This is a genomic window from Pseudoalteromonas sp. OF7H-1, assembly GCF_022347825.1.
Taxonomy (GTDB): domain Bacteria; phylum Pseudomonadota; class Gammaproteobacteria; order Enterobacterales; family Alteromonadaceae; genus Pseudoalteromonas; species Pseudoalteromonas maricaloris.
This window is the reverse complement of sequence record NZ_JAKRFX010000010.1, coordinates 97,743-117,600: the sequence shown is the minus strand read 5'-3', so window position 1 is coordinate 117,600 and position 19,858 is coordinate 97,743. Positions and strand designations below refer to the sequence as shown.

The 19,858-nt window shown below is 44.5% G+C and carries 14 protein-coding genes; 8 read left to right on the top strand and 6 right to left on the bottom strand.

The annotated features are described in order from the left end of the window. Positions 1-3 precede the first annotated feature (3 nt). Complete coding sequence (locus MHN30_RS13975; protein ID WP_239360069.1) at positions 4-2,955, top strand: TonB-dependent receptor; 2,952 nt, start codon at positions 4-6, stop codon at positions 2,953-2,955. Between the two features lie 496 nt (positions 2,956-3,451). Further along, on the top strand, positions 3,452-4,030 hold the full coding sequence (locus MHN30_RS13970; protein WP_239360068.1) for a LysE family translocator: 579 nt from the start codon (positions 3,452-3,454) through the stop codon (positions 4,028-4,030). A 79-nt stretch (positions 4,031-4,109) separates the two neighbouring features. On the opposite strand, the gene MHN30_RS13965 is transcribed toward MHN30_RS13970, so the two are convergent. From MHN30_RS13965 to MHN30_RS13945, 5 genes are all read right to left on the bottom strand, one after another. Continuing rightward, positions 4,110-4,271, bottom strand: coding sequence for a hypothetical protein (locus tag MHN30_RS13965; RefSeq protein WP_162836402.1), 162 nt, complete (start codon positions 4,269-4,271; stop codon positions 4,110-4,112). A gap of 31 nt (positions 4,272-4,302) precedes the next feature. Then, positions 4,303-4,842, bottom strand: a complete 540-nt coding sequence (locus MHN30_RS13960; RefSeq protein WP_239360067.1) for a YqcI/YcgG family protein — start codon at positions 4,840-4,842, stop codon at positions 4,303-4,305. A gap of 273 nt (positions 4,843-5,115) precedes the next feature. Further along, positions 5,116-5,520: a DUF1801 domain-containing protein gene (locus tag MHN30_RS13955; protein ID WP_239360066.1), complete on the bottom strand. Its 405-nt coding sequence runs from the start codon at positions 5,518-5,520 to the stop codon at positions 5,116-5,118. A 238-nt stretch (positions 5,521-5,758) separates the two neighbouring features. Continuing rightward, positions 5,759-8,299 carry an exo 1,3/1,4-beta-D-glucan glucohydrolase gene (locus MHN30_RS13950; protein ID WP_130165297.1) on the bottom strand — a complete coding sequence of 847 codons (2,541 nt, stop codon included), beginning with the start codon at positions 8,297-8,299 and terminating at the stop codon, positions 5,759-5,761. Between the two features lie 3 nt (positions 8,300-8,302). Continuing rightward, the gene (locus MHN30_RS13945; protein WP_239360065.1) at positions 8,303-9,553 is read right to left on the bottom strand and encodes a sugar MFS transporter; all 1,251 of its coding nucleotides are present in this window, start codon (positions 9,551-9,553) and stop codon (positions 8,303-8,305) included. A gap of 185 nt (positions 9,554-9,738) precedes the next feature. On the opposite strand from MHN30_RS13945, the gene MHN30_RS13940 reads away from it, so the two are divergent. The 6 genes from MHN30_RS13940 (at position 9,739) to MHN30_RS13915 (ending at position 17,647) form a co-directional block, all read left to right on the top strand. Continuing rightward, the gene (locus tag MHN30_RS13940; protein ID WP_239360064.1) at positions 9,739-11,082 is read left to right on the top strand and encodes a GH1 family beta-glucosidase; all 1,344 of its coding nucleotides are present in this window, start codon (positions 9,739-9,741) and stop codon (positions 11,080-11,082) included. 69 nt (positions 11,083-11,151) lie between these two features. Beyond that, a complete protein-coding gene (locus MHN30_RS13935; protein ID WP_045990752.1) occupies positions 11,152-12,159 on the top strand; it encodes a LacI family DNA-binding transcriptional regulator in 1,008 nt (335 codons plus the stop codon). Between the two features lie 6 nt (positions 12,160-12,165). Continuing rightward, complete coding sequence (locus tag MHN30_RS13930; RefSeq protein WP_239360062.1) at positions 12,166-13,752, top strand: sugar porter family MFS transporter; 1,587 nt, start codon at positions 12,166-12,168, stop codon at positions 13,750-13,752. Between the two features lie 314 nt (positions 13,753-14,066). Beyond that, the gene (locus MHN30_RS13925; RefSeq protein ID WP_239360060.1) at positions 14,067-15,815 is read left to right on the top strand and encodes a hemopexin repeat-containing protein; all 1,749 of its coding nucleotides are present in this window, start codon (positions 14,067-14,069) and stop codon (positions 15,813-15,815) included. Positions 15,816-15,935: 120 nt separating this feature from the next. Beyond that, complete coding sequence (ltaE, locus tag MHN30_RS13920; protein WP_239360058.1) at positions 15,936-16,946, top strand: low-specificity L-threonine aldolase; 1,011 nt, start codon at positions 15,936-15,938, stop codon at positions 16,944-16,946. A 197-nt stretch (positions 16,947-17,143) separates the two neighbouring features. Further along, positions 17,144-17,647, top strand: coding sequence for a hypothetical protein (locus MHN30_RS13915; RefSeq protein WP_239360056.1), 504 nt, complete (start codon positions 17,144-17,146; stop codon positions 17,645-17,647). Between the two features lie 61 nt (positions 17,648-17,708). On the opposite strand, the gene MHN30_RS13910 is transcribed toward MHN30_RS13915, so the two are convergent. Next, complete coding sequence (locus MHN30_RS13910) at positions 17,709-19,811, bottom strand: TonB-dependent siderophore receptor (RefSeq protein WP_239360055.1); 2,103 nt, start codon at positions 19,809-19,811, stop codon at positions 17,709-17,711. Positions 19,812-19,858 lie beyond the last annotated feature (47 nt).

The following is a 19,858-nucleotide window of genomic DNA, read 5'->3' as shown; positions in this document are numbered from 1 at the left end:
GTCATGAATAACAAACAATTCAATAAAAGTAAGCTTGCCGCTCAGTTGTCGCTAGCAATAGCGATGAATGCGGGAATGGTCAGCATAGCTCAAGCAGAAGAGCAACAAACAGCAGAAAAAGTCGAAGTGATTGAAGTGAAAGGGATCCGCGGAAGTTTGATCCGTTCAATGGATTTAAAGCGCTCCGCATCGGGGGTTATGGATGCCATTTCGGCAGAGGAAATGGGGAAATTTCCAGATACCAACTTAGCCGAATCTTTACAACGGATCACTGGTGTTTCGGTCAGCCGTGCCAACGGTGAAGGCAGCCAAATTACCGTACGTGGTTTTGGGCCTGATTTTAACTTGGTGACATTAAATGGTCGTCAAATGCCGGGCACAGGTAATACTCGCTCGTATAACTTGGAAAACCTAGCCGCAGAAGGTGTGAGTGCGCTTGAGGTATATAAAACCGGACGTGCTGATGTACCAAGTGGCGGTTTAGGGGCTTTGGTCAACATTGTCACAGCTAAGCCACTACAACGCCCAGGGCAGCACTTTAGCGCAACAGCAAAGGCGATTGTTGATACCTCTAACGAAGCGGGAGATGATGTTACACCTGAGGTTTCCGCGGTTTATAGTAATACCTTTGCCGATGAAACCTTTGGTTTTGGATTTTCCTTCTCCCATCAGCAACGTGATTTTCAAAAGCAGCAAGCCAATATTCAAGGCTGGCAGGCCAATGTTGATCTACCTGATTTAGACCCGTCTAAAATCATTGATGACCGTGCTGAAGATGCCGAGGGTAATAAAGTCGGAAATTACTTTTTTCCAAAAGACATGAACTACGGCATTGAAGATCTAGAGCGAGAAAGAACGAACGGTCAAGTTACCTTTCAATATGCACCGACTAACGGTTTTGTTGCCACCTTAGATTATACGGCAAGCCTTGCCGTAACTGGCTCTAATACGGTGGGGTGGGGTATTTGGAATGAGTTTGGCGGTAATATAAATGCCTATGAGTTAGATGCCAATGGCACCGCGGTTTATGCCGATATTGGCGGTAATGATGCATCTTTCACTGCAAATAGAAATACGACGGAAGTCGAGGCGCGTTCACTTGGATTAAATCTGGACTGGCAAATTAACGATAATTGGCATGTAGAGCTTGATTATCACGACTCGAAAAACGAAACCGATAATGGCGCAGATAAAGGTTTGGGTAGTGACGGTCAAATCATCTTAGGCTCAGATCAGTTGCTCACTAAGATTTATGATTATCGGCAGGGCGAAGTGCCACATGCAAATGTGCTTTGGAAAAATGGCACGAATGAACTCATGGCAAGTGAAATTGATTCTAACTTTAGCCAATTTATCCATTCTCCCGGAGAGGCGACAGTCGAGCAGTTACAACTTGATACCACTTGGTTTAACGACAGTTTTGATATTGGCCTAGTGAGTGTGCAGTTTGGTGCAGCTCGCACTGAACAGTCAACTGGGGGGTATGAAGCGTGGAGTGGTCTACGAGGAGGACCGGGTTTTAATCCTTCGTTTAAAGAAATTTTCCCAGATAGCATGTTTACGCGCCATGAAACTGGCGATTTGCTAGACCAATTCGCTGGTGGTGGCAGTGACTTACAGCCGGGGTATTACTATACCTATGACTTTGATGAAGCTATTGCAAGGCAGCTTGCGTATCTTACAGAAGATGTGATCGGTGCTGACTACTACTCGGCGGATGCCTATTTTGATGGCATAGACAGCCAAAGTAGAGTTGATGAAACCACTGACAGCATCTACTTGCAATCCAAATGGGAGTTTGAATTTTCTGACTACTTTGTGCAGATCAACGCAGGCCTGCGCTATGAACAAACGGATGTGACAAGTGTGGTGCGTCAGCGTGTGGAAACGCAAGTGAATTGGGACAGTCCATCTGAATGGATTATGCAATACGCTGCGGGCGGTGATGACAATTTCTTAACGCAGGAAGGGGATTACGACATTCTATTACCGATGATCGATGTGCGTTTTGATATCACCGAAGATTTAATTGCACGAGCGTCTTGGGGCAAAACAATGTCGCGTGCGCCGCTTAGCAATCTTGCGGGTGGCAGAAGTTTGTCAGGCAGCCCAAAACCGGGAGCAAGAACTGGCTCTCGAGGCAATACAAATCTATTACCGTTTGAGTCGACCAACCTAGATTTTTCACTTGAATATTATTACAACGAAGGAAGTTACGCGTCACTTGGCTACTTCAAAAAAGAGGTCGATAACTTTATTCAAACCACAATCACGCAAACCACGATTGAAGGTCTTTACGATGTTTACAATGGTCCAAGGTATAAACAAGCGATTGCAGATATTGAAGCCCGTGGAGAGCAGGCAACCAGTGATGCCATTTTTGCGCAAATGCTCGCCAATGGTCACGGTAATGCCGATGGTAAAATTGAGCCAAGCAGTGACGATCCTTTGATGGTATGGAACATCAGCCAGCCACAAAATACCGATAGCAAATCGGTTGATGGTTTTGAAGTGGCGGTACAGCACTTATTTGGTGAAACGGGATTTGGCCTTGGTGTAAACGCAACTTTTGTTGATGGCGATGTTGAGTTTGATAGTGAAAGCCTAGTGCAGCAAGCACCGCTGACGGGATTAAGTGACTCAGCTAACTTCCAAGCATTTTACGAAAAAGACGGGTTATCGGTGAAGTTAACCTACGCATGGCGTGACGCTTATCTTATCGGGGTAGGTCAAGCGCAAGGCTCAGCAGATGCACCACCGCAATATGCCAAGTCTTACGGTCAATGGGACGTTAGTGTGAATTACGATATTGATGAGCAGTTTACGGTGTTCTTTGAAGGTATAAACTTAAACAATGAAACCGAGCAAGGATATGGTCGTTATGAAGAGCAATTCTTATTTGCTCGTCAATACGGTCCAAGATACTCGGTTGGTGTGAGGTATACTTTTGAGTGATCTTTTGCGTATCCGTTCACTAAAGCCAATTTCACTTAATTAAGCAAATTGGCATAATACCAATTGAATTAATTCTCTAATCAATTTGAAGGGTGAAATAGCATATTAGCTTCGTTAAAAATTTCTCATTTAGAACAACTAAATAGCAAAATTTTTGCCTTGCTACTAAAGCTATTTCCCCGCTTCAAGATAGATCATTTACTTAATACAACTGGTATAAAAATGCAGACCGATGAATCTGCATTTTTTTGGCTCTAAGCTACTTACTTCAGTAGGGGCGACTTTATGTCGCGCTCATCCAAGCGCATATTGCATAAAATAACGATTAGGCTGAGTTCGAAGATGAATATTTTTGATAAACTCAGTTCGTCGCCCCACTTACCGCATATTACTTTGTAAATTCATGATTTAGTGTGATGATGCGGTGAGTGAGATTCGTACGAGTGTTTGCGGGGTTGATATTGTGGACAATTATTTTCTGTTTGTAGGTGTCGCTTTGGCGACCATTTTATTACCAGGGCCTGCGGTGATGCTGACTATCAATAACTCAATTCAAAGAGGCTTTGCCAAGTCTTTAGCTGGTATTTGTGGTGTCGCGCTCGGGATTTTGATTGTCGCCGCGGTATCGGCATCAAGTTTAGGTGTGATCTTAGCCAGTTCCGTGTTGGCATTTACGGTCGTTAAATTTATTGGCGCTGCATATCTGTTCTATTTAGGCTACAAAATGTGGCGAACTAAGGGTGAAAGTAAAATAGGCAAGTCTATTGCTGCCAGTTCGATGAAAAAATGCTTTTTAGAAGGCTTTTTTGTTTCGATCACTAACCCTAAGGCTGTTATTTTCTTTATGTCTATCTTTCCGCAATTTATCAATGTGGAAAATGCCTTTTTGCCGCAATTTATGTTGCTGGTTTTTACCTTTAGCCTGCTGGTGTTTATAGTGCATATTTCTTATGCGGTGTTTTCTGGCCTTGCTAAGACTAAATTGTCGTCACCGAAGAGCATGACGATGATGAACAAATTGAGCGGTGGCGTGTTTTTTGGGTTTGGCGCCGGTTTAGTTGCCGCCGGTAAGTAGTTTGAGTGGCTTAAAAATGTAAGCATACTCCCTTTTACCGCGAGTAGTTAAAGGGAGCAAAGCTTGAATTCGGCATTGCTTAGCTCCGCACTGCAGCAGGCTTACTCGCCTTAGTGCGACTGGTTGGGCTACTTAGATTTGAGTAAGCGCTTGAAGCACTCATTAAGCCAAAACAACCCAAAGTTGTTAATATGCCAATGACGACGTAAATAATAAAATCGATTACCATGATGTTGCTCATATCTAGTTCCTCTCCGTTGGTACAATGTGCATTAAATTCTGTGGGTTTCTACGTGTGATTCGACGACACGGAAACTCTGTGGGACCTCAAACTGAGGCATTAAGTTAAAAACAATCGCTGGGTACTTAAACTTTCTGTTTCTCGATGCGCTTGTAGGGCTTAAATAAGTGATATAAAGCGGCTCGCCATCCAAATTAAAATGAAAATTATTGCTGCAATCTGACGATTGAGAATGCGGCCCTCTAGGAGTGCTCTGCGAAACTAGGTTTTGCAATTCCTGCAGTTTACGCCAAACAGACTTATTAAAGTCGCTGTCATCTAAGTGTTGGCTCTGCTCAAAAACCGCCACAAACGCGGCACTTTTCATGCTGTCAAAATCTACCTTTTCGACAAAAGAATAGAGGCTCGTTATCAAACTAAAGTTGTTGTGTCTTGAGGTGAGATCGCCAAAACCTAAAACCTCAACATGGTTAAATGCTAATTCGGCTCTATTACCACCACAAATGCATGGAAATTGCTGCTTGTTCACGAAATCAATAAAACTATCTTGCAGCTCGGGTTGTGGTGTCATGTTTTATGCTCCTAATGTTGTTATTTGCGCTAGTTGGTTTTGGTGGTTTCCAATGCTGAATGGCGAAATGCATCTACATTGTTTATCTATCACTATGTAAGCAAGGCTCGAACCACAAATTTAAATGTTTAAGTTATTGAATTTAATTGGTTTTTAATCTTCGTGTTTTAATGGGGTAAATTTTTCACGTTTTATTCAGGTAAGAAGTACACGGTTGTAAAAATTGGTAACGGTGGGTTTTTCGCTCCGGGCAAGGTTTACCCAGATTGGTTGTTATTGTCCGAGTAAAGGTAAGTTTTTGAGGTTTTTATAGTCCATTGCAATGGCGATACAGCGGTAGAGTAGCGCGGCTGGCATGTCTTCTTCCAGTTTAAGGGCTAGCGCTCGGTTTCCTTCAAACTGTAACTCGTCGGAAAATAGTACTCTAAATGTATCAACTAGCTTCGTTTGGCAGTGAAAATAAAGGTGATAGTTAGTAGGCGTTTTGGCTTTCCAAGCTATACGGAAAGGGCTACCCGATTTAACACTAAAGCTTAACTCTCCCCACTTTATTGCCTCAATCACCGCGCCAAAGTTTTGCTCACTGGCAACCTGCATAACGAGGCTACGCAGTGCCCTGATTTTTGCTTGTGCAGCAGGTGGATAGGTACTAATCACTTGTTCGGCTATGTTTGACACTCTGGCTTCCTTGGTGTTAGCTCATAAAGTAGAGTATTAAATTGAGCAGGTGAGGGCAAGTGTGCTCTTGGTGTGACTTTTTAAATCGCTTGTTTGTGCCCTGTAAAAAGAATAAACGAGCGCATCAGACAATTGGCTTACCTTAGATCTCTTAAATTCTAGTCCACATTAAAGTTGCTTCATTAGACACTAAAAAACGATGTGAACACAGCCTCGTGCCCACATCGTGTTAAGGGGACTAATTGCAGCTTAGTGTTGGTGATGCTTCTGAAGAGATCTGTATCTCAGATAGCGTTACCTCTAGTATTCCAGCGGTTGAAAGCTCGAAAGGGACAACGGTTTTAGTGAAGTCCATGCCTTGGGCTGTAAAGCAATTGAGGTCAATGCTTAGTGATTGCCATTTGGCTAAAGGCATAGCTTGAAGTTGCTTAGCAATATCGACTTTTGCGGTGCATGAGCCGTTTGCGTCCGCTTCGCCTTCACAGCTCATCGCTACCCAAACCGGTTTATCTGGCGCTGCATCAACTTGTACTTTAAAAGTAAGGGCGCTGTCGGTTGGAATACTTGGGCTAATGTCTTCCCTAAAGTAGCTTTCACTAGCGAGTCTAAAGCCGCTGCGTCGACTACCGTCAAAAAGTAGCTGAATGGCATCTTCTTGTACTTCTCTGTCCGTTGTGCGGTAGCTAATACCACCAAGCGTATGGGTGTTGGCATTTATCACTTGATTTTCGGCACTGCTATATAGATGGCCTTGCCAAGGTTTATTGATTGATCTTACCAGCAAGTCTACACCGCTGGCGAGATTTGCCTGAGTTTGTATTTGCTCTGGTAAATTATCTGCTAATACATTTTGGTCTGAATAACGTAAGCCAAAACCATAAGGTAAAAGCGGGTCGTAATTTTCATCTTGGTAATTTACGATTTGTGTCGGCGTTTTTGGCCAAGAGTAGCTAAGCTTGCCAGTAAAATCATACTTAACTTGGCCGTTTTTGTCGGCAAGTAATACGTCACTGATCCCAATTCCTTCAGACCCCGGTAACCATGCCGCCACAAATGCATCGGATGCGTTGAGTTCAGGATTTACCCACATTGGGCGACCACTGATAAACACTGCCACTGTAGGAATTCCTGCTTGTTTAAAACGTTTGAGTAATGCGAGATCAGATTTATCAGACGGCTTGTATTCAAGTGTTGCTCTATCACCGTGGCCCTCTGCATAGGGATCTTCGCCAAATACCACAATAGCAACGTCAGGCTTATCTTCGAAATCACCGCTAGTACTTAATGTGACGGTGCCACCAGCCGCTTCTGCTTGCTGCTTTATACCATCATAAATAGAAGTACCGCCCGGGAAGTCGGCATTGGTGTTGTTGGTACCTTGCCAAGTAATACTCCAACCGCCCGATTGTTTGCCGATGTTGTCGGCACCATCGCCTGCTAACAAAATATGTTGGTTTGGTTTAAGTGGTAATAGCTGATCTTTGTTTTTGAGTAAAACCAGTGACTCACGTACGGCTTGACGCGCAACTTTACGGTGCGACTCTGCGCCAATGATTTCTGAGTTGCCAGCCAATGGACGATTTGCAGGACTTGGTTTTTCAAAAAGTCCCGCACGGAGTTTAACTCTTAAAATACGACTTACTGCATCATCAATGCGAGACTGCGCGATAGCGCCGCTTTTTGCTTGCGCTAGCGTATTGTTGTACAAGGCTTTCCAGTCGTTCGGCGCCATGACAATATCAATGCCGGCATTAATGGCCTCTGCGCAGCTGTCGTTCGTACAACCTTTTATTTGGCCGTGACCATTCCAATCGCTCACCACAAAACCATCAAAATTCATTCGCTCTTTGAGCACTTGGGTAAGCAAATAATGACTGCCATGCACTTTTTCGCCATGCCAACTGTTAAACGACGCCATCACCGATTGTGCTCCGGCTTCAAGTCCGCCTACGTAGCCTTGAGCGTGAAGTGCAATTAATGCTTTTTCAGAGGCGATGTTGTCGCCTTGGTCGTCGCCAGCAACCGTGCCACCATCGCCGACAAAATGCTTTACCGTGCTGATCACGCGGTTCTTACCAAGAAAGTCCGCTTTAGGGTCGCCCTGTAAGCCTTTAACGATGGCGCTGGAATACGCTTTTACGATGTCGGGATGCTCCGAGTATCCTTCATAGGTGCGTCCCCAGCGATCATCACGTACCACGGCGACCGTTGGGGCAAAGATCCAATCAATCCCGGTGGCTAATACTTCTTTCGCGGTAATGTGGGCGATTTTCTCGATGAGATCTGGGTTATTTGCCGCGCCAAGGCCAATGTTATGTGGAAATAGCGTAGCGCCAATGACATTATTGTGGCCATGAACCGCATCCGTTCCCCACATGGTAGGAATAGTGCTGCCATCTAGGCTATCGTCAATCGATGCCTGATAAAGCGCTTCGGCAAGTTTAACCCAATCAGCAGGCGTTGCATGTTTGTTGTTGTAAGGAAATGCACCGCCGCCATTGAGGTATGAGCCGAATCCGTACTCTCGCATTTCTGCGACGGTAATATTTCGAATCTCAGGCTGGATCATTTGCGCAATTTTTTGCTCCAGGGTCATCTTAGCGAGTATCGACCGAATTCTTTCTTCTAGATTGTTATCGGTTTGGATAGCAGGCGTCAGCGCTGGCCAGTTTTCCACTTGGCGAGCTGTATCAACACTGGTTTTATTTGGACTTTCGCTACATCCTGTTAAGGTTGCGATAGCCATTGCAAGACTTAGCATGGTTATTTTCGTTTTCATGTCTTAATTACTCTTGAAACGCTGAGGAGTTGCGCCTTTTAATCCAAAGTAGGCGATGTAGATATAGCATAAAGCAGGCAGTAAGAATGATAGCTGCAGATTGATTCCGTCTGCTAGCATCCCTTGAAATAGCGGGATAACTGCACCACCGACAATAGCAAGACAGAGAATACCAGAGCCTTGTGCCGTTTGTTTTCCAAGCCCATTCAACGATAAGCTAAAGATAGTCGGGAACATCACGGAGTTACAAAGCCCGACCGCCAAAATGCTCCAAAGGGCGAGCTGACCGCTGCTAAATACTGCGATAAGTACTAATGCAAATGCACAGGCTGCATTAAAGGCAAGCACGGTTCGACCCGATATTTTCTGCATGACTAACGCGCCAATAAAGCGTCCGACCATAGCACCACCCCAATAATATGCGATGAGCTTTGCAGCTTGGGCTTCGGTCATGTTGCCAATGTCCGGTTGATGTAAGAAGCTAACGAGTGTTGAGCCAATTGCCACTTCCGCCCCAACATAAACGAAAATACCGATTGCACCAAGCACCAAATGTTTATGCTGCCATGCTTTGATTTCACCTGTGGTGACTTCCTCAGTAGTATTACTTAGCTGGGGAAGTTTGATAAAGGCAAAGATCAAAGCCAATGATGCGAGCATGGCTGCCAACATTAAGTAAGGCAGTTGGGTTGCGCTGGCATTGCCCACCTCAACTGTGCTTCCCTCACTGAAGATGAGCATGGCGCCAAAAAATGGGGCGACAGTCGTACCTAGAGAGTTAAAGGCTTGGGTCATGGTGAGTCGTGCTGGGGCGGTTTCGGGAGAGCCAAGTACACTAACAAAAGGGTTAGCAGCAACTTGTAGCACTGTGATCCCTGCCGCTAGTACAAATAGCGCGAATAAAAACACGCCGTAGATACCACTTTCAGCCGCGGGGTAAAAAAGCATACAGCCGATGCCTGCGGTAAGTAATCCAGTTACAATGCCTTTTTGATAGCCGATTTTTCCAACCAATTTACCAGCTGGCACCGAAACAACAAAATAGGCGCTAAAAAAGCAAAATTGGATCAGCATCGCTTGAGTGTAATTAAGCTCAAACGCGCCTTTGAGATACGGAATTAAAATATCATTCAAGCAAGTAATGAAACCCCACATAAAAAATAGTGAGGTGAGGGCCCCCAAAGCAAATCGGTACTGACCAGTATGGCCTGTGGCGATTGCTGCTGAAACCTGTGGTTGAGACGGTACGCTCACGACAAACTCCTAGTTGATTTTTTTTGGTAAAGCGCTTACATTTATAAAAATGAAAGCGCTTACATTTTTAATGATGATTGCAGAAAGCGAACACGAATTCAAATAAAAAATGTTTTTGCCTTGCACTGTGACTAACACAACACGCTCGTACCTTGGCGTGAACACATAACTTGGAACGATTAACCATGAATAAAATTATCCTGCCAACACACTCGGCCATGTTGAAGGCAGACTATATTTTCGGCGTTGCGACTTCGTCATTTCAAATCGAAGGTGAGCGGCGTGGGCGTTGTGAGTCAATTTGGGATAGGTTTTGTGAACATGATGGCGCGATAAAGGATAGTAGTAACGGTGATATTGCCTGTGAGCATGTATCCAGATGGCAGCAAGATGTTGAACTCATAACCAGTTTAGGGGTTGACGCCTATCGCCTTTCTATTTCTTGGCCAAGAGTAATGAATGATGATGGCACGGTTAACGATGCTGGACTTTCATTTTACCAACAATTGGTCGATGCGTTAGTTGTTAAAGGCTTAAAAGTGTTTGTCACGCTATATCACTGGGACTTGCCACAAGCGCTTGAGGATAAGGGCGGATGGCTGAATCGAGAAACGGCTGTGGCATTTGCACGGTATACCGAGGTGGTATGTAAAGCGCTTGGCGATAAAGTGTATGCGTACACCACGTTAAATGAACCATTTTGTAGTGCACATTTGGGGTATGAATTAGGTATTCATGCACCGGGCTTGCGCTCCCAAGCGGCGGGACGACAAGCAGCTCATCATCTGCTTCTTGCTCATGGTTTAGCGATGCAAGTGTTAAGAGCGCATTGCCCAAATAGCCTCCATGGAGTTGTGTTGAATTTTGCCAATGCGGATCCTGTGTCTACAGCGCATTGTGACGTGGAAGCGGCAAAAATCGCGGATGATTACTGTAATCACTGGTATATCAAGCCTATTCTTGAAGGGCAGTACCCAGATTTACTTGCCGAGCTCCCGAGGGACGTACAACCAGATATTCTAGCTGGAGATTTAGAGATTATTGCTGCTCCCATTGATTATCTTGGCGTGAACTATTACACCCGAAATATTTATCAATCTGATGGTAATGGATGGTATGAACAAGTTGAGCCTAGTGCCAAAACGCTCACTACAATGGGCTGGGAAGTCGTGCCAGACTCTTTTTGTGCATTGCTTCGGGAGTTACATGCTGAGTACCAGTTGCCACCACTTTATATCACAGAAAATGGTGCGGCCTTTGACGATAAAATGGAAAATGGCGAAGTATTAGATGTGCAAAGGCTGGCGTACTTCCAATCTCATCTGCTCGCGGTTAATCAAGCTATGGAGCTGGGCGTTGATATTCGTGGCTACTTTGCATGGAGTTTAATGGATAATTTCGAATGGGCAGAGGGGTATACGCAACGCTTTGGTATTGTGCACGTTGATTATCATACTCAGCAAAGAACCTTAAAGGCGAGTGCAAAAGCCTACCAAACGATGCTGCTAGAGCGTAAATCAAGTGTCTAAAACTATGCGCATTTTGAGCCAAAATTGGTATAGTGCGCAGATACAACTGATGGAATAAAAGTAATAGGTATGGCAACGATTTACGAAGTCTCAAAAGCTGCAGGAGTATCATTAGCCACGGTGTCACGGGTGATGAATGGCAATGCAAAGGTGAGTGACAAAACCAAAGAGAAGGTGCTCGCGGCAATGTCAGAGTTAGGTTATAAACCCAACGCCATCGCGCAATCTTTGGCTTCTAACCGCAGTAACAGTGTGGGGCTTATGGTATCTGAGCTACACGGTTCTTTCTTTGGTGACATGATGAGCACCATAGAGAGTACACTGAGAACGGCGGGTAAACATGCCATTATTGCTGCGGGCCACAGTGATGAAGAAAAAGAGCAACAAGCCATCGAGTTTTTATTGGATAGGCGCTGCGATGCTTTAATTGTGCATGCAGAAGCAGTCAGTGATGAATATCTCATTGAGCTTGCGGGACGAGATGTAGAACTGGTGCTAGTGAACCGCCACATTCCAGAGTTGGCGGAGCGCTGTTTTTATACTGACAACGAACTGGGTGGATACTTAGCGACTGAGGCGCTATTGCAGCGCGGACACCGAGATATCGCGTATATCAGTGGACCGTTATTTAAGCTTGATGCCAAAGCGCGTTTGGCTGGTCATCAAAAAGCCTTAGCTGAATACAATGTGTCATTTGATCCTAAGCTCTCATTTGAAGGCGGTTATCATGAAACCGATGGCATCGCGGGATTTAATCATTTAATGCAAACAGGGCAGCGCTTTAGTGCCTTGGTTTGCGCAAACGATGAGATGGCATCAGGTGCGATGACTGCGGCCAGAGAAGCAGGACTTGATGTCCCATCAGCGCTTTCCGTTGTAGGCTTTGACGATGTGTTATTTACCAAATATCTTTATCCAAAACTCACCACCATAGATAACCCTATTCGTAAAATGGGCAATGCGGCCGCGCGTTGGGTACTTAAGCATGTGTATAAAGAGAAGCACCAACCCGATGTTGAAAATCTCTACCCACCAACCTTAATCTTGCGCGATTCTATCGCCGTAAAAGCAGAGTAATAAGCGATGACCAGCCTGTCGATATCCAATGCATTGAAGTACACCTTAATTGTATCGTTAGGCGGGTTTATTTTTGGCTTTGATGCGTCGGTGATTTCGGGCGCAATTGGGTTTATCAGCGAGGCCTTTAAGCTCACCCCATGGCAGCAAGGGATTGTCGTGAGTGCGCCTACCTTAGGAGGATTGGTCGCAACACTTATTGCAGGGCCGGTGGCTGATGCTATTGGCCGTAAGCAAACATTGCTGATGACCGCGTGTTTGTATTTTGTCTCCGCGATTGGCTCGGCTTTTGCGACTTCGTTTGAAGCACTGGTGATTGCGCGTTTTATTGGTGGAATGGCATTCTGTTCCTTGATGGTGGCGCCCATGTATATTGCTGAGATCAGCTTAGCGGATCAGCGCGGGCGTTTGGTATCGGTTAATCAGCTCAATATTGTCGTTGGCCTATTTATCTCCTATTTCACTAATTATTTCTTACTTCAGCTCAGCCATAGCGATGCAATGTGGGTGTCTGGTTGGCAAATAGATAGCCAAACATGGCGTTGGATGCTTGGTGTTGAGGCGCTGCCAGCACTGGCTTGGATTTTGTTGTTACTGTTATTGCCGCGAAGTCCTCGGTGGTTATTGATGAAGGATCAACCGCTAGAGGCTAAACGCACATTAACGCGATTGTTTGGTAGCAACAATGCACAACAGCAACTTGATGCTATTCAAGCCGCGTTACCTAAACTGCAACTGAGTAGTTTGTCGCTTGCACGCAAAATGGGCAGTTTGTTTAGTAAGCGACTTCGTGTCCCTTTGCTGGTAGGCATTGTGCTTGCCGTCGCGCAGCAAGTCACCGGGATCAATGTGGTGTTTTTTTATGCCCCGACCATTTTTGAGCAAAGCGGTATTGGTACTGATGCTGCATTTATGCAAGCGATTTGGATTGGTCTTATCAATGTAGTTTTTACCATCGTTGCGCTATTGACCATAGATAAGCTCGGACGGCGGCCGCTGTTACTTATTGGATTAACGGGCATTTGCTTTAGTATGGCGCTGTGTAGCTGGGGCTTTAAGCAAGCAACTTATCAGCTAAATACAGCGCATATTGCTGAAATTAAGACAGAAGTAGCCGATTTTCCTGCGCATGCATTAGCGCCAATATTAGGCCAGACTTTCACCTCCGATGTTGCATTTAATAACGCGATAAAGCAGCGTTTAACTGCAGATGAGTACCGACAATACAAGTCGGTGATTTTCGCACACAGCATTAATATGCCAGCAAAACTGGTTTTGCTTGGGATTTCTCTTTTTGTTGCGTCGTTTGCGATGTCGCTGGGGCCAGTCATGTGGGTAATGTTTTCGGAGATATTTCCAAATGCAATTCGAGCCGTTGCGATTTCCGTTGTCGGTGTGATTAATAATGCCGCCAGCTTTACTGTACAACTAGTGTTTCCGTGGGAGCTTGAATATTTAGGAGCAAGCACCACCTTCTTATTGTACAGCCTGTTTTCATTGCTTTCGTTTGCGCTGGTATTTTTGTTTGTGGAAGAAACCAAAGGTAAGAGCTTGGAGCAGCTAAGCGAAAGTTTGGAAGCGAAACCTAGTTAACCTGAGCTGCGGATAATTAATGCCTTTCTAGCAGCCAGTTTTAGCGCTAACTGCGTTGAATTCACTTCCAATAGCCAGCTATTGGTGCGTAAATTCGCCTTGTTTTCCCTAAAACTCTCTGGCTAGATAAGGAGAAAACTAAGTTGTGCTTTAGCAACAATGAGTTGGAACATTCCTTATCCAAACCTCAGGTTAGTTAGCAAAACCCGCGATAAAATATTTTTCCATGTAATTTTTTTGTAAACGATTATTCATGTTTGGGATTTATTATCTTTCTTGGACTAGTCCAGAAATTCACATTTAAAGGAAAGATAATGAAATTACCCGTGCTTAGCAGTGCATTACTTGCACTTTCATTTACCGCAAGTGCAGATGCACTTGAAAACAAAGTATTGCTCATTGGTATCGATGGCCTGCAATACGAAAAAATTGGTGCCAATAATACGCCGAACTTTGATCGTCTATATCTAACTCAAGCTTACACTGGCGGGATAGCAAAAACACAAACACAGCAAAAAACCAAAAGTGGCCCTGGCTGGGCGACAATTTTAACTGGGGTTTGGGTGAATAAGCATCAAGTGCCGAGCAACGACTCAGGCCTAGCAAACAAAGCCTATCCCAGCCTTTATCGTTACATCGCAGAACATGATGCTAACGCCGATATCTCAAGTTTTAGTACTTGGGGACCTATTCATACGCAATTCTTCAGTGACGATGTTGCCTTGATGGACAGAAGATCGGAGGGAGGCAGCGATGATGATAATTTAAATAAAGCGCTGGCAACATTAAATAACGGCTCACCAGATTTTGTCTTTTTACATTTAGACGAACCGGACGCTGTGGGCCACAGCTTATGCTTTGGTTCAGCCTACAATAAATCGGTAGAAGATGCGGACAAGCGACTGGGTAAATTGCTCGATGCGGTTGAAGCAAGAGAGCAAAACGGTGAGAACTGGTTGGTGATGGTCACCACCGATCATGGCCGTACACCGGTTGTTGGCTGTCATCACGGTGAGCAAACTGAGCCGGAAAAAACCATCTTCATCGCCACCAACAAAGTGTTGAATAAAGAATTTAGCTCAAAAGATGTTAATCCTGCTAATACCGATTTCTCTGGTTTATACGGCTATCCAGCACAAACAGCGATTGTACCGACCATTTTATCTTACATGGGTATTGAAACAAATGTGCAAGCGGGTTTTGAAAGCACGCCGATGTACGGTGATTTAGGAATGCGTAAACTCAATTATGCCAATAAACTATTTACGTGGCTAAATGGTGCGAATGCGCAAACACGTGTTTATCGAAATAATCAACTGATTGAAACTTTGCCTGCGGGTGTTGCCCAGTGGCAAGATCCGCAGCCCGTATCTGGCATCAATAACTATAGCTTTGAGCAACAGGGTGTGCATGTTGGTTATCGAGTTACTGAGCTGAAACTCAGTGCGGCGCATCAGTGGCACAATACTAAAAGCTACTTTTTCTCGGAAGATGCGCGCTACTGGCGTTACGATACTGTGTTAGATAAAACGGATGATGGCTATCCTGTATCGGTGACTAATGGCAACTGGCCGGGACTTGGCGATTATGCAGAACAAATTCGAGCGAGTTTTTATAAAGACAGTGGTACGGTGTACTACTTTCTATCGGATGGTCAATACCTGAGCTATGACGTACAGAGCGATAAGGTACGAGCAGGTTACCCTAAAACAATTGATAGCAATACTTGGCCGGGGCTTGCTGCCTACGCAAATAAAATAACAGCAACCCTTCGTTGGACGTCTGATAAGGTGTATTTCTTCCTAGATGATGGTCAATACTTACGCTATGACTTGGGAGATGACCGAGTGGACAGTGGGTATCCCAAAGCTATCAACGATAATACTTGGCCGGGACTTGGTGCCTATGCGACAAAGATAAGTGCAGCATTAAAGTGGAACGACACGCGTGCTTATTTCTTCTTAACTGACGGTCGCTATCTAAGATATAGCATTACTTTTGACAAAGTGGATGCGGGTTATCCTAAAGCCATTGATAATGGCACTTGGCCCGGGTTGCAGTAAACACTGCAAAAGTAACGGATCTTGAAGGGAGTGAACAACTCCCTTTTTCATCTTGTTTTATACTTCTATGCGCGTTTTTCAGTTATGCTGTGCGCTCCTCTTTTGACAAGGATAAGATTGATGGATTTTAGATCTGATACGGTTACGCAACCGACCCCCGCCATGAAACAAAGCATGTTTGACGCGCCGCTTGGTGACGATGTTTATGGTGATGATCCGACAGTGAATGCACTTGAACAGTTTGCGGCTGAGCGTCATGGTTTTGAGGCTGCGCTGTTTACTAGCTCAGGCACGCAAGCAAACCTGCTTGCACTGATGAGCCATTGTGAAAGAGGGGATGAATATCTGTGTGGCCAACAGGCGCATAATTATAAATTTGAGGCGGGTGGAGCGGCTGTGCTTGGCTCTATTCAGCCGCAACCATTGGAAAACGAGACCGATGGCAGTATTTGCTTAGAAAGAATTAAGCAAGCGATTAAACCTGACGATTTTCATTTTGCGAAAACTAAGTTGCTTAGTTTAGAAAACACCATTGGTGGCAAGGTATTAAGTCTAGAATATATCGCACAAGCCAGAGCGCTGTGTGACGAGCATGGCTTAACGCTCCATCTTGACGGTGCAAGAGTCTATAACGCTGCAGTCGCGTTAAAGGTTGATATCACAGAAATCGTAAAGCATTTTGATTCATTTACTATTTGCTTATCTAAAGGACTTGGCGCGCCGATTGGCTCTTTATTGCTTGGTGATAAAGCATTGATAGAAAAGGCGAGAAGGCTTAGAAAAATGCTTGGTGGCGGCATGCGTCAGGCGGGCATGCTCGCGGCTGCTGGTCTTTATGCTTTGCAACATAATGTAGAGCGTCTAGAGGAAGATCATCAAAACGCGCAATATTTAGCTGATAAACTTGAGCAACTGCCTGGGTTTAAGCCATGCAAGCACTTAGTACAGACAAATATTATCTTCGCTGAAGTGGAAGCTGGCATCGATCTTTTTACGATAGCAAAGCAGTTAAAGGCAAAGGGCATTAATATCACTCCAGGATATCAAGGCATGCGATTTGTGACGCATATGGGAGTGAATCGCGCCGATGTGGATGAGCTAATAGCGGAATTGACTACTTTACTATCTTGATTGTACCTATACCAATTCGACTTAATACACGAAAGCCTCTGTGGGCAAATCTAACACTAAGCTTAATAAGTATTGTTAAACTATGAAATGGTTCGTGTAAATAAGCTAATTGGTATAACACTTTCTTACACTTCCCGTATTTTATTTGGGAACGTCCACTGCTACCTTTGTAAAGTTGATAATAAAAGGAAAGATAAATGTTTTCATTTTTAACAAAGGCGGCATTTGGTTTGTCAGCTCTGTTAGTCAGTACTAGTAGTATCGCTAATTCAGTCGATTTCTCTGTTGGTACCGGGTATCCATTTTTTGGTCAAGTTGAACTGACTTTTCCACAAACCGATAGTAATAGTCGGTGGTATGGAAATTATCTTATTGGTTTGGATGATGGGTTTTCTGTAGGTTATGAGAAAGCGGTGTCTGATAATAACAAACATGCAATAGGCGTGGTGTTAGGGGCTTTGGGGGCACGAGATGCAGGCCCTGCATGTGAAGATGATGATATTACATGTGGTATTTTTGAGCCAATTATCGATTTACTTGATGATGAAACCACCAATGGCGCAGGTTTAAGTTATAGCTATCACTTCTCGGGTATAAATCAGTCTGGATGGAGTGTTAAGTTGGTTGCAGGTTACGGCGAAAGCGGTGAGTCTCATAAAAAGCGTGCTGATGGTAGTTTTATTGTTAGCTATCAGTTTTAAGTCATCGCCCTATGAACATTGGTCTCGGTTCTAGGGCGATTTAGTTCTTATAATTTAGCCGTTAAAACTTGTATTTCACGTTAGCACTAATGGTTCTACGCTGTCCGTAAAAACAGTCTCCACGGGACAAACAACTGGTAATAACCGTTTTGTCGCTGACATTATCAACTTGCAAACTGAATTGATATTGTTCAATGTCATAGCCAATCATCATATCAATAAGGTTGAAGTTATCAGTCACTAATTGCTGATGCAGTATTTGTCCATTTAGCTCAACTGTACGACTGCCATCGTAGGTTTCTCCCACATGTCTGATACCGGCACCAAACCTAAGCCCAGGAAGCCATTCGTCTGCGCGGTATGTCGCCCAAATTGAAGCTAAGTGCTTAGGTGTTGCTGAGAGTTTAGTATTATCTGAAAGTTTTGTATCTAAGTAAGAATAAGCGGCATAGATATCAAGGTGCTGCCATTCAAGCTGGGCTTCAAGCTCAAGTCCGTTTACTGTAACTTCGCCATCTTGTACTACAAACTCAGGGGAAACTTTTCGTATTTGATTTTTGTCTTTAATTTCAAATATAGAAGCAGTGATAAGGTGTTCAGTACCCGTTGGCTGATATTTCAAACCAAGTTCAACTTGTTCACCCTCAAGCGGCTTATATGCGCCACCTTGTGGTTTTTGTCCAAATACAGCCTTAAATGATTCAGAATAGCTAGCATAGGGTGCTATGCCATTTTCAAATTGGTAAAGCACACCGATCCGACCTGTTGTGGCATTCTGACTATTCTTGATTTCACCAGCTGTTTGCACTTGATTTGAAACATCATCATAGCGAAGTGCCGCATTGAGTACCCAGCTGTTTACTTCCGCAGTAACTTGCGCATAAGCACCAAGCTGCTTGTTGTTTAGTGTATTTTCTGGGTTATCGACAACCGCTGTTGGTAACTCAGTGCTTTGTCCATAGACTGGGTTATATAAGTCTAGTGGTGCAGCAACGCCGCGGCCGCGATCAGAATCTGTATCCGCATTTTGGTAATCAACACCCGAAACCATAGAGAGTTTAACCACATCCAGTTCCAAATATTTATGGAATTGAAGATCCATCGTCACACTACGTGCACTTGAATCGGTGAGGCTGGCGATACGCTTAACGGTGCGTTTGTCGGCTTCAAATTTTGGCGGCCAAGAATAAATGGTACGGTACTCGGATGAACTATCGCTGTAGCGACCGGAGAACTTTATATGTGTGTCTAAATCAAAGCTATGCTCCACGATAGCGGTGATCGCTTGTTGCTCAGTATCATATTTATCCCAGCCTGGCTCGCTGACGAAACGTTCACTGGGAATTTGGCCATATTTTGCCGGTAGAATCGTGCCTTCGTGCGGGAAGAATTGCGTTGAAGAGCCAGATTCATTTCTCTGGAGGTTGGCAAGTAAGGTAATTTTAGTTTCATCTGAAGCAAGCCAGCTAAAGCTTGGTGCAAGCATCAGGGTGTTGTCATCAACATAATCGGTCTGCGTGCCGCTGTCTCGATACATGGCAACAGCACGTGCTTGATACTCTTGCTGCTCACCAAATGTGGTGTTGTAATCAAGTGCTAGTTGCTTACGGTCGTAGTTGCCCACTTGTGCCCAGATCTCACCTTCAGTGTCTGCTTTTGGTAATTTTGATACTGCGTTGACGATACCACCTGTAGATCCTTGTCCGTAAAGTACTGATGAAGGGCCTTTTAAGATCTCTACGCTTTCAAGTGCATAAGGGTTCGTACGGGTATTGTTGTAATTGCCAAAAAGCTTTTGCAGGCCGTCAACGTAGAGTAAGGGGTCGACGCCACGAATTTTAGACCAGTCGCCTCGAGTATCAACACCATATGGCCCATTATAAACACCTGCAACATACCCAATCGCATCTTGCAGCGTTTCTGCGCCTAAATCAGAAATACGTTGCGCTGTTAATACCGAAACTGAGACAGGCGTTTTGACGATAGGAATTGCTGTTTTTGACGCGGTAGCACTAACGTACGAAATTAAGCCTCTTGGGCTAACTTCGATGATTTCAATGTCGTCTTTATCTTGTTTTGTTTGCTCTTGTGCAATTGCCGAGCAAGACAACGCCAATGCAACACTGGCAATAAGGCTTGGATATTTGTATTTAAATGAGCGCATGATTAATCCCTATGATCTAAGTTTGCGCAAATGATATTGTAGATGAG

What these genes read in the sequence shown, in the direction of transcription:
- MHN30_RS13975 (WP_239360069.1), top strand. Translation starts at nt 4, where the DNA reads ATGAATAACAAACAATTCAATAAAAGTAAGCTTGCCGCTCAGTTGTCG.
- MHN30_RS13965 (WP_162836402.1), bottom strand. Translation starts at nt 4,271, where the DNA reads ATGAGCAACATCATGGTAATCGATTTTATTATTTACGTCGTCATTGGC.
- MHN30_RS13960 (WP_239360067.1), bottom strand. Translation starts at nt 4,842, where the DNA reads ATGACACCACAACCCGAGCTGCAAGATAGTTTTATTGATTTCGTGAAC.
- MHN30_RS13950 (WP_130165297.1), bottom strand. Translation starts at nt 8,299, where the DNA reads ATGAAAACGAAAATAACCATGCTAAGTCTTGCAATGGCTATCGCAACC.
- MHN30_RS13940 (WP_239360064.1), top strand. Translation starts at nt 9,739, where the DNA reads ATGAATAAAATTATCCTGCCAACACACTCGGCCATGTTGAAGGCAGAC.
- MHN30_RS13935 (WP_045990752.1), top strand. Translation starts at nt 11,152, where the DNA reads ATGGCAACGATTTACGAAGTCTCAAAAGCTGCAGGAGTATCATTAGCC.
- MHN30_RS13930 (WP_239360062.1), top strand. Translation starts at nt 12,166, where the DNA reads ATGACCAGCCTGTCGATATCCAATGCATTGAAGTACACCTTAATTGTA.
- MHN30_RS13925 (WP_239360060.1), top strand. Translation starts at nt 14,067, where the DNA reads ATGAAATTACCCGTGCTTAGCAGTGCATTACTTGCACTTTCATTTACC.
- ltaE (WP_239360058.1), top strand. Translation starts at nt 15,936, where the DNA reads ATGGATTTTAGATCTGATACGGTTACGCAACCGACCCCCGCCATGAAA.
- MHN30_RS13915 (WP_239360056.1), top strand. Translation starts at nt 17,144, where the DNA reads ATGTTTTCATTTTTAACAAAGGCGGCATTTGGTTTGTCAGCTCTGTTA.
- MHN30_RS13910 (WP_239360055.1), bottom strand. Translation starts at nt 19,811, where the DNA reads ATGCGCTCATTTAAATACAAATATCCAAGCCTTATTGCCAGTGTTGCA.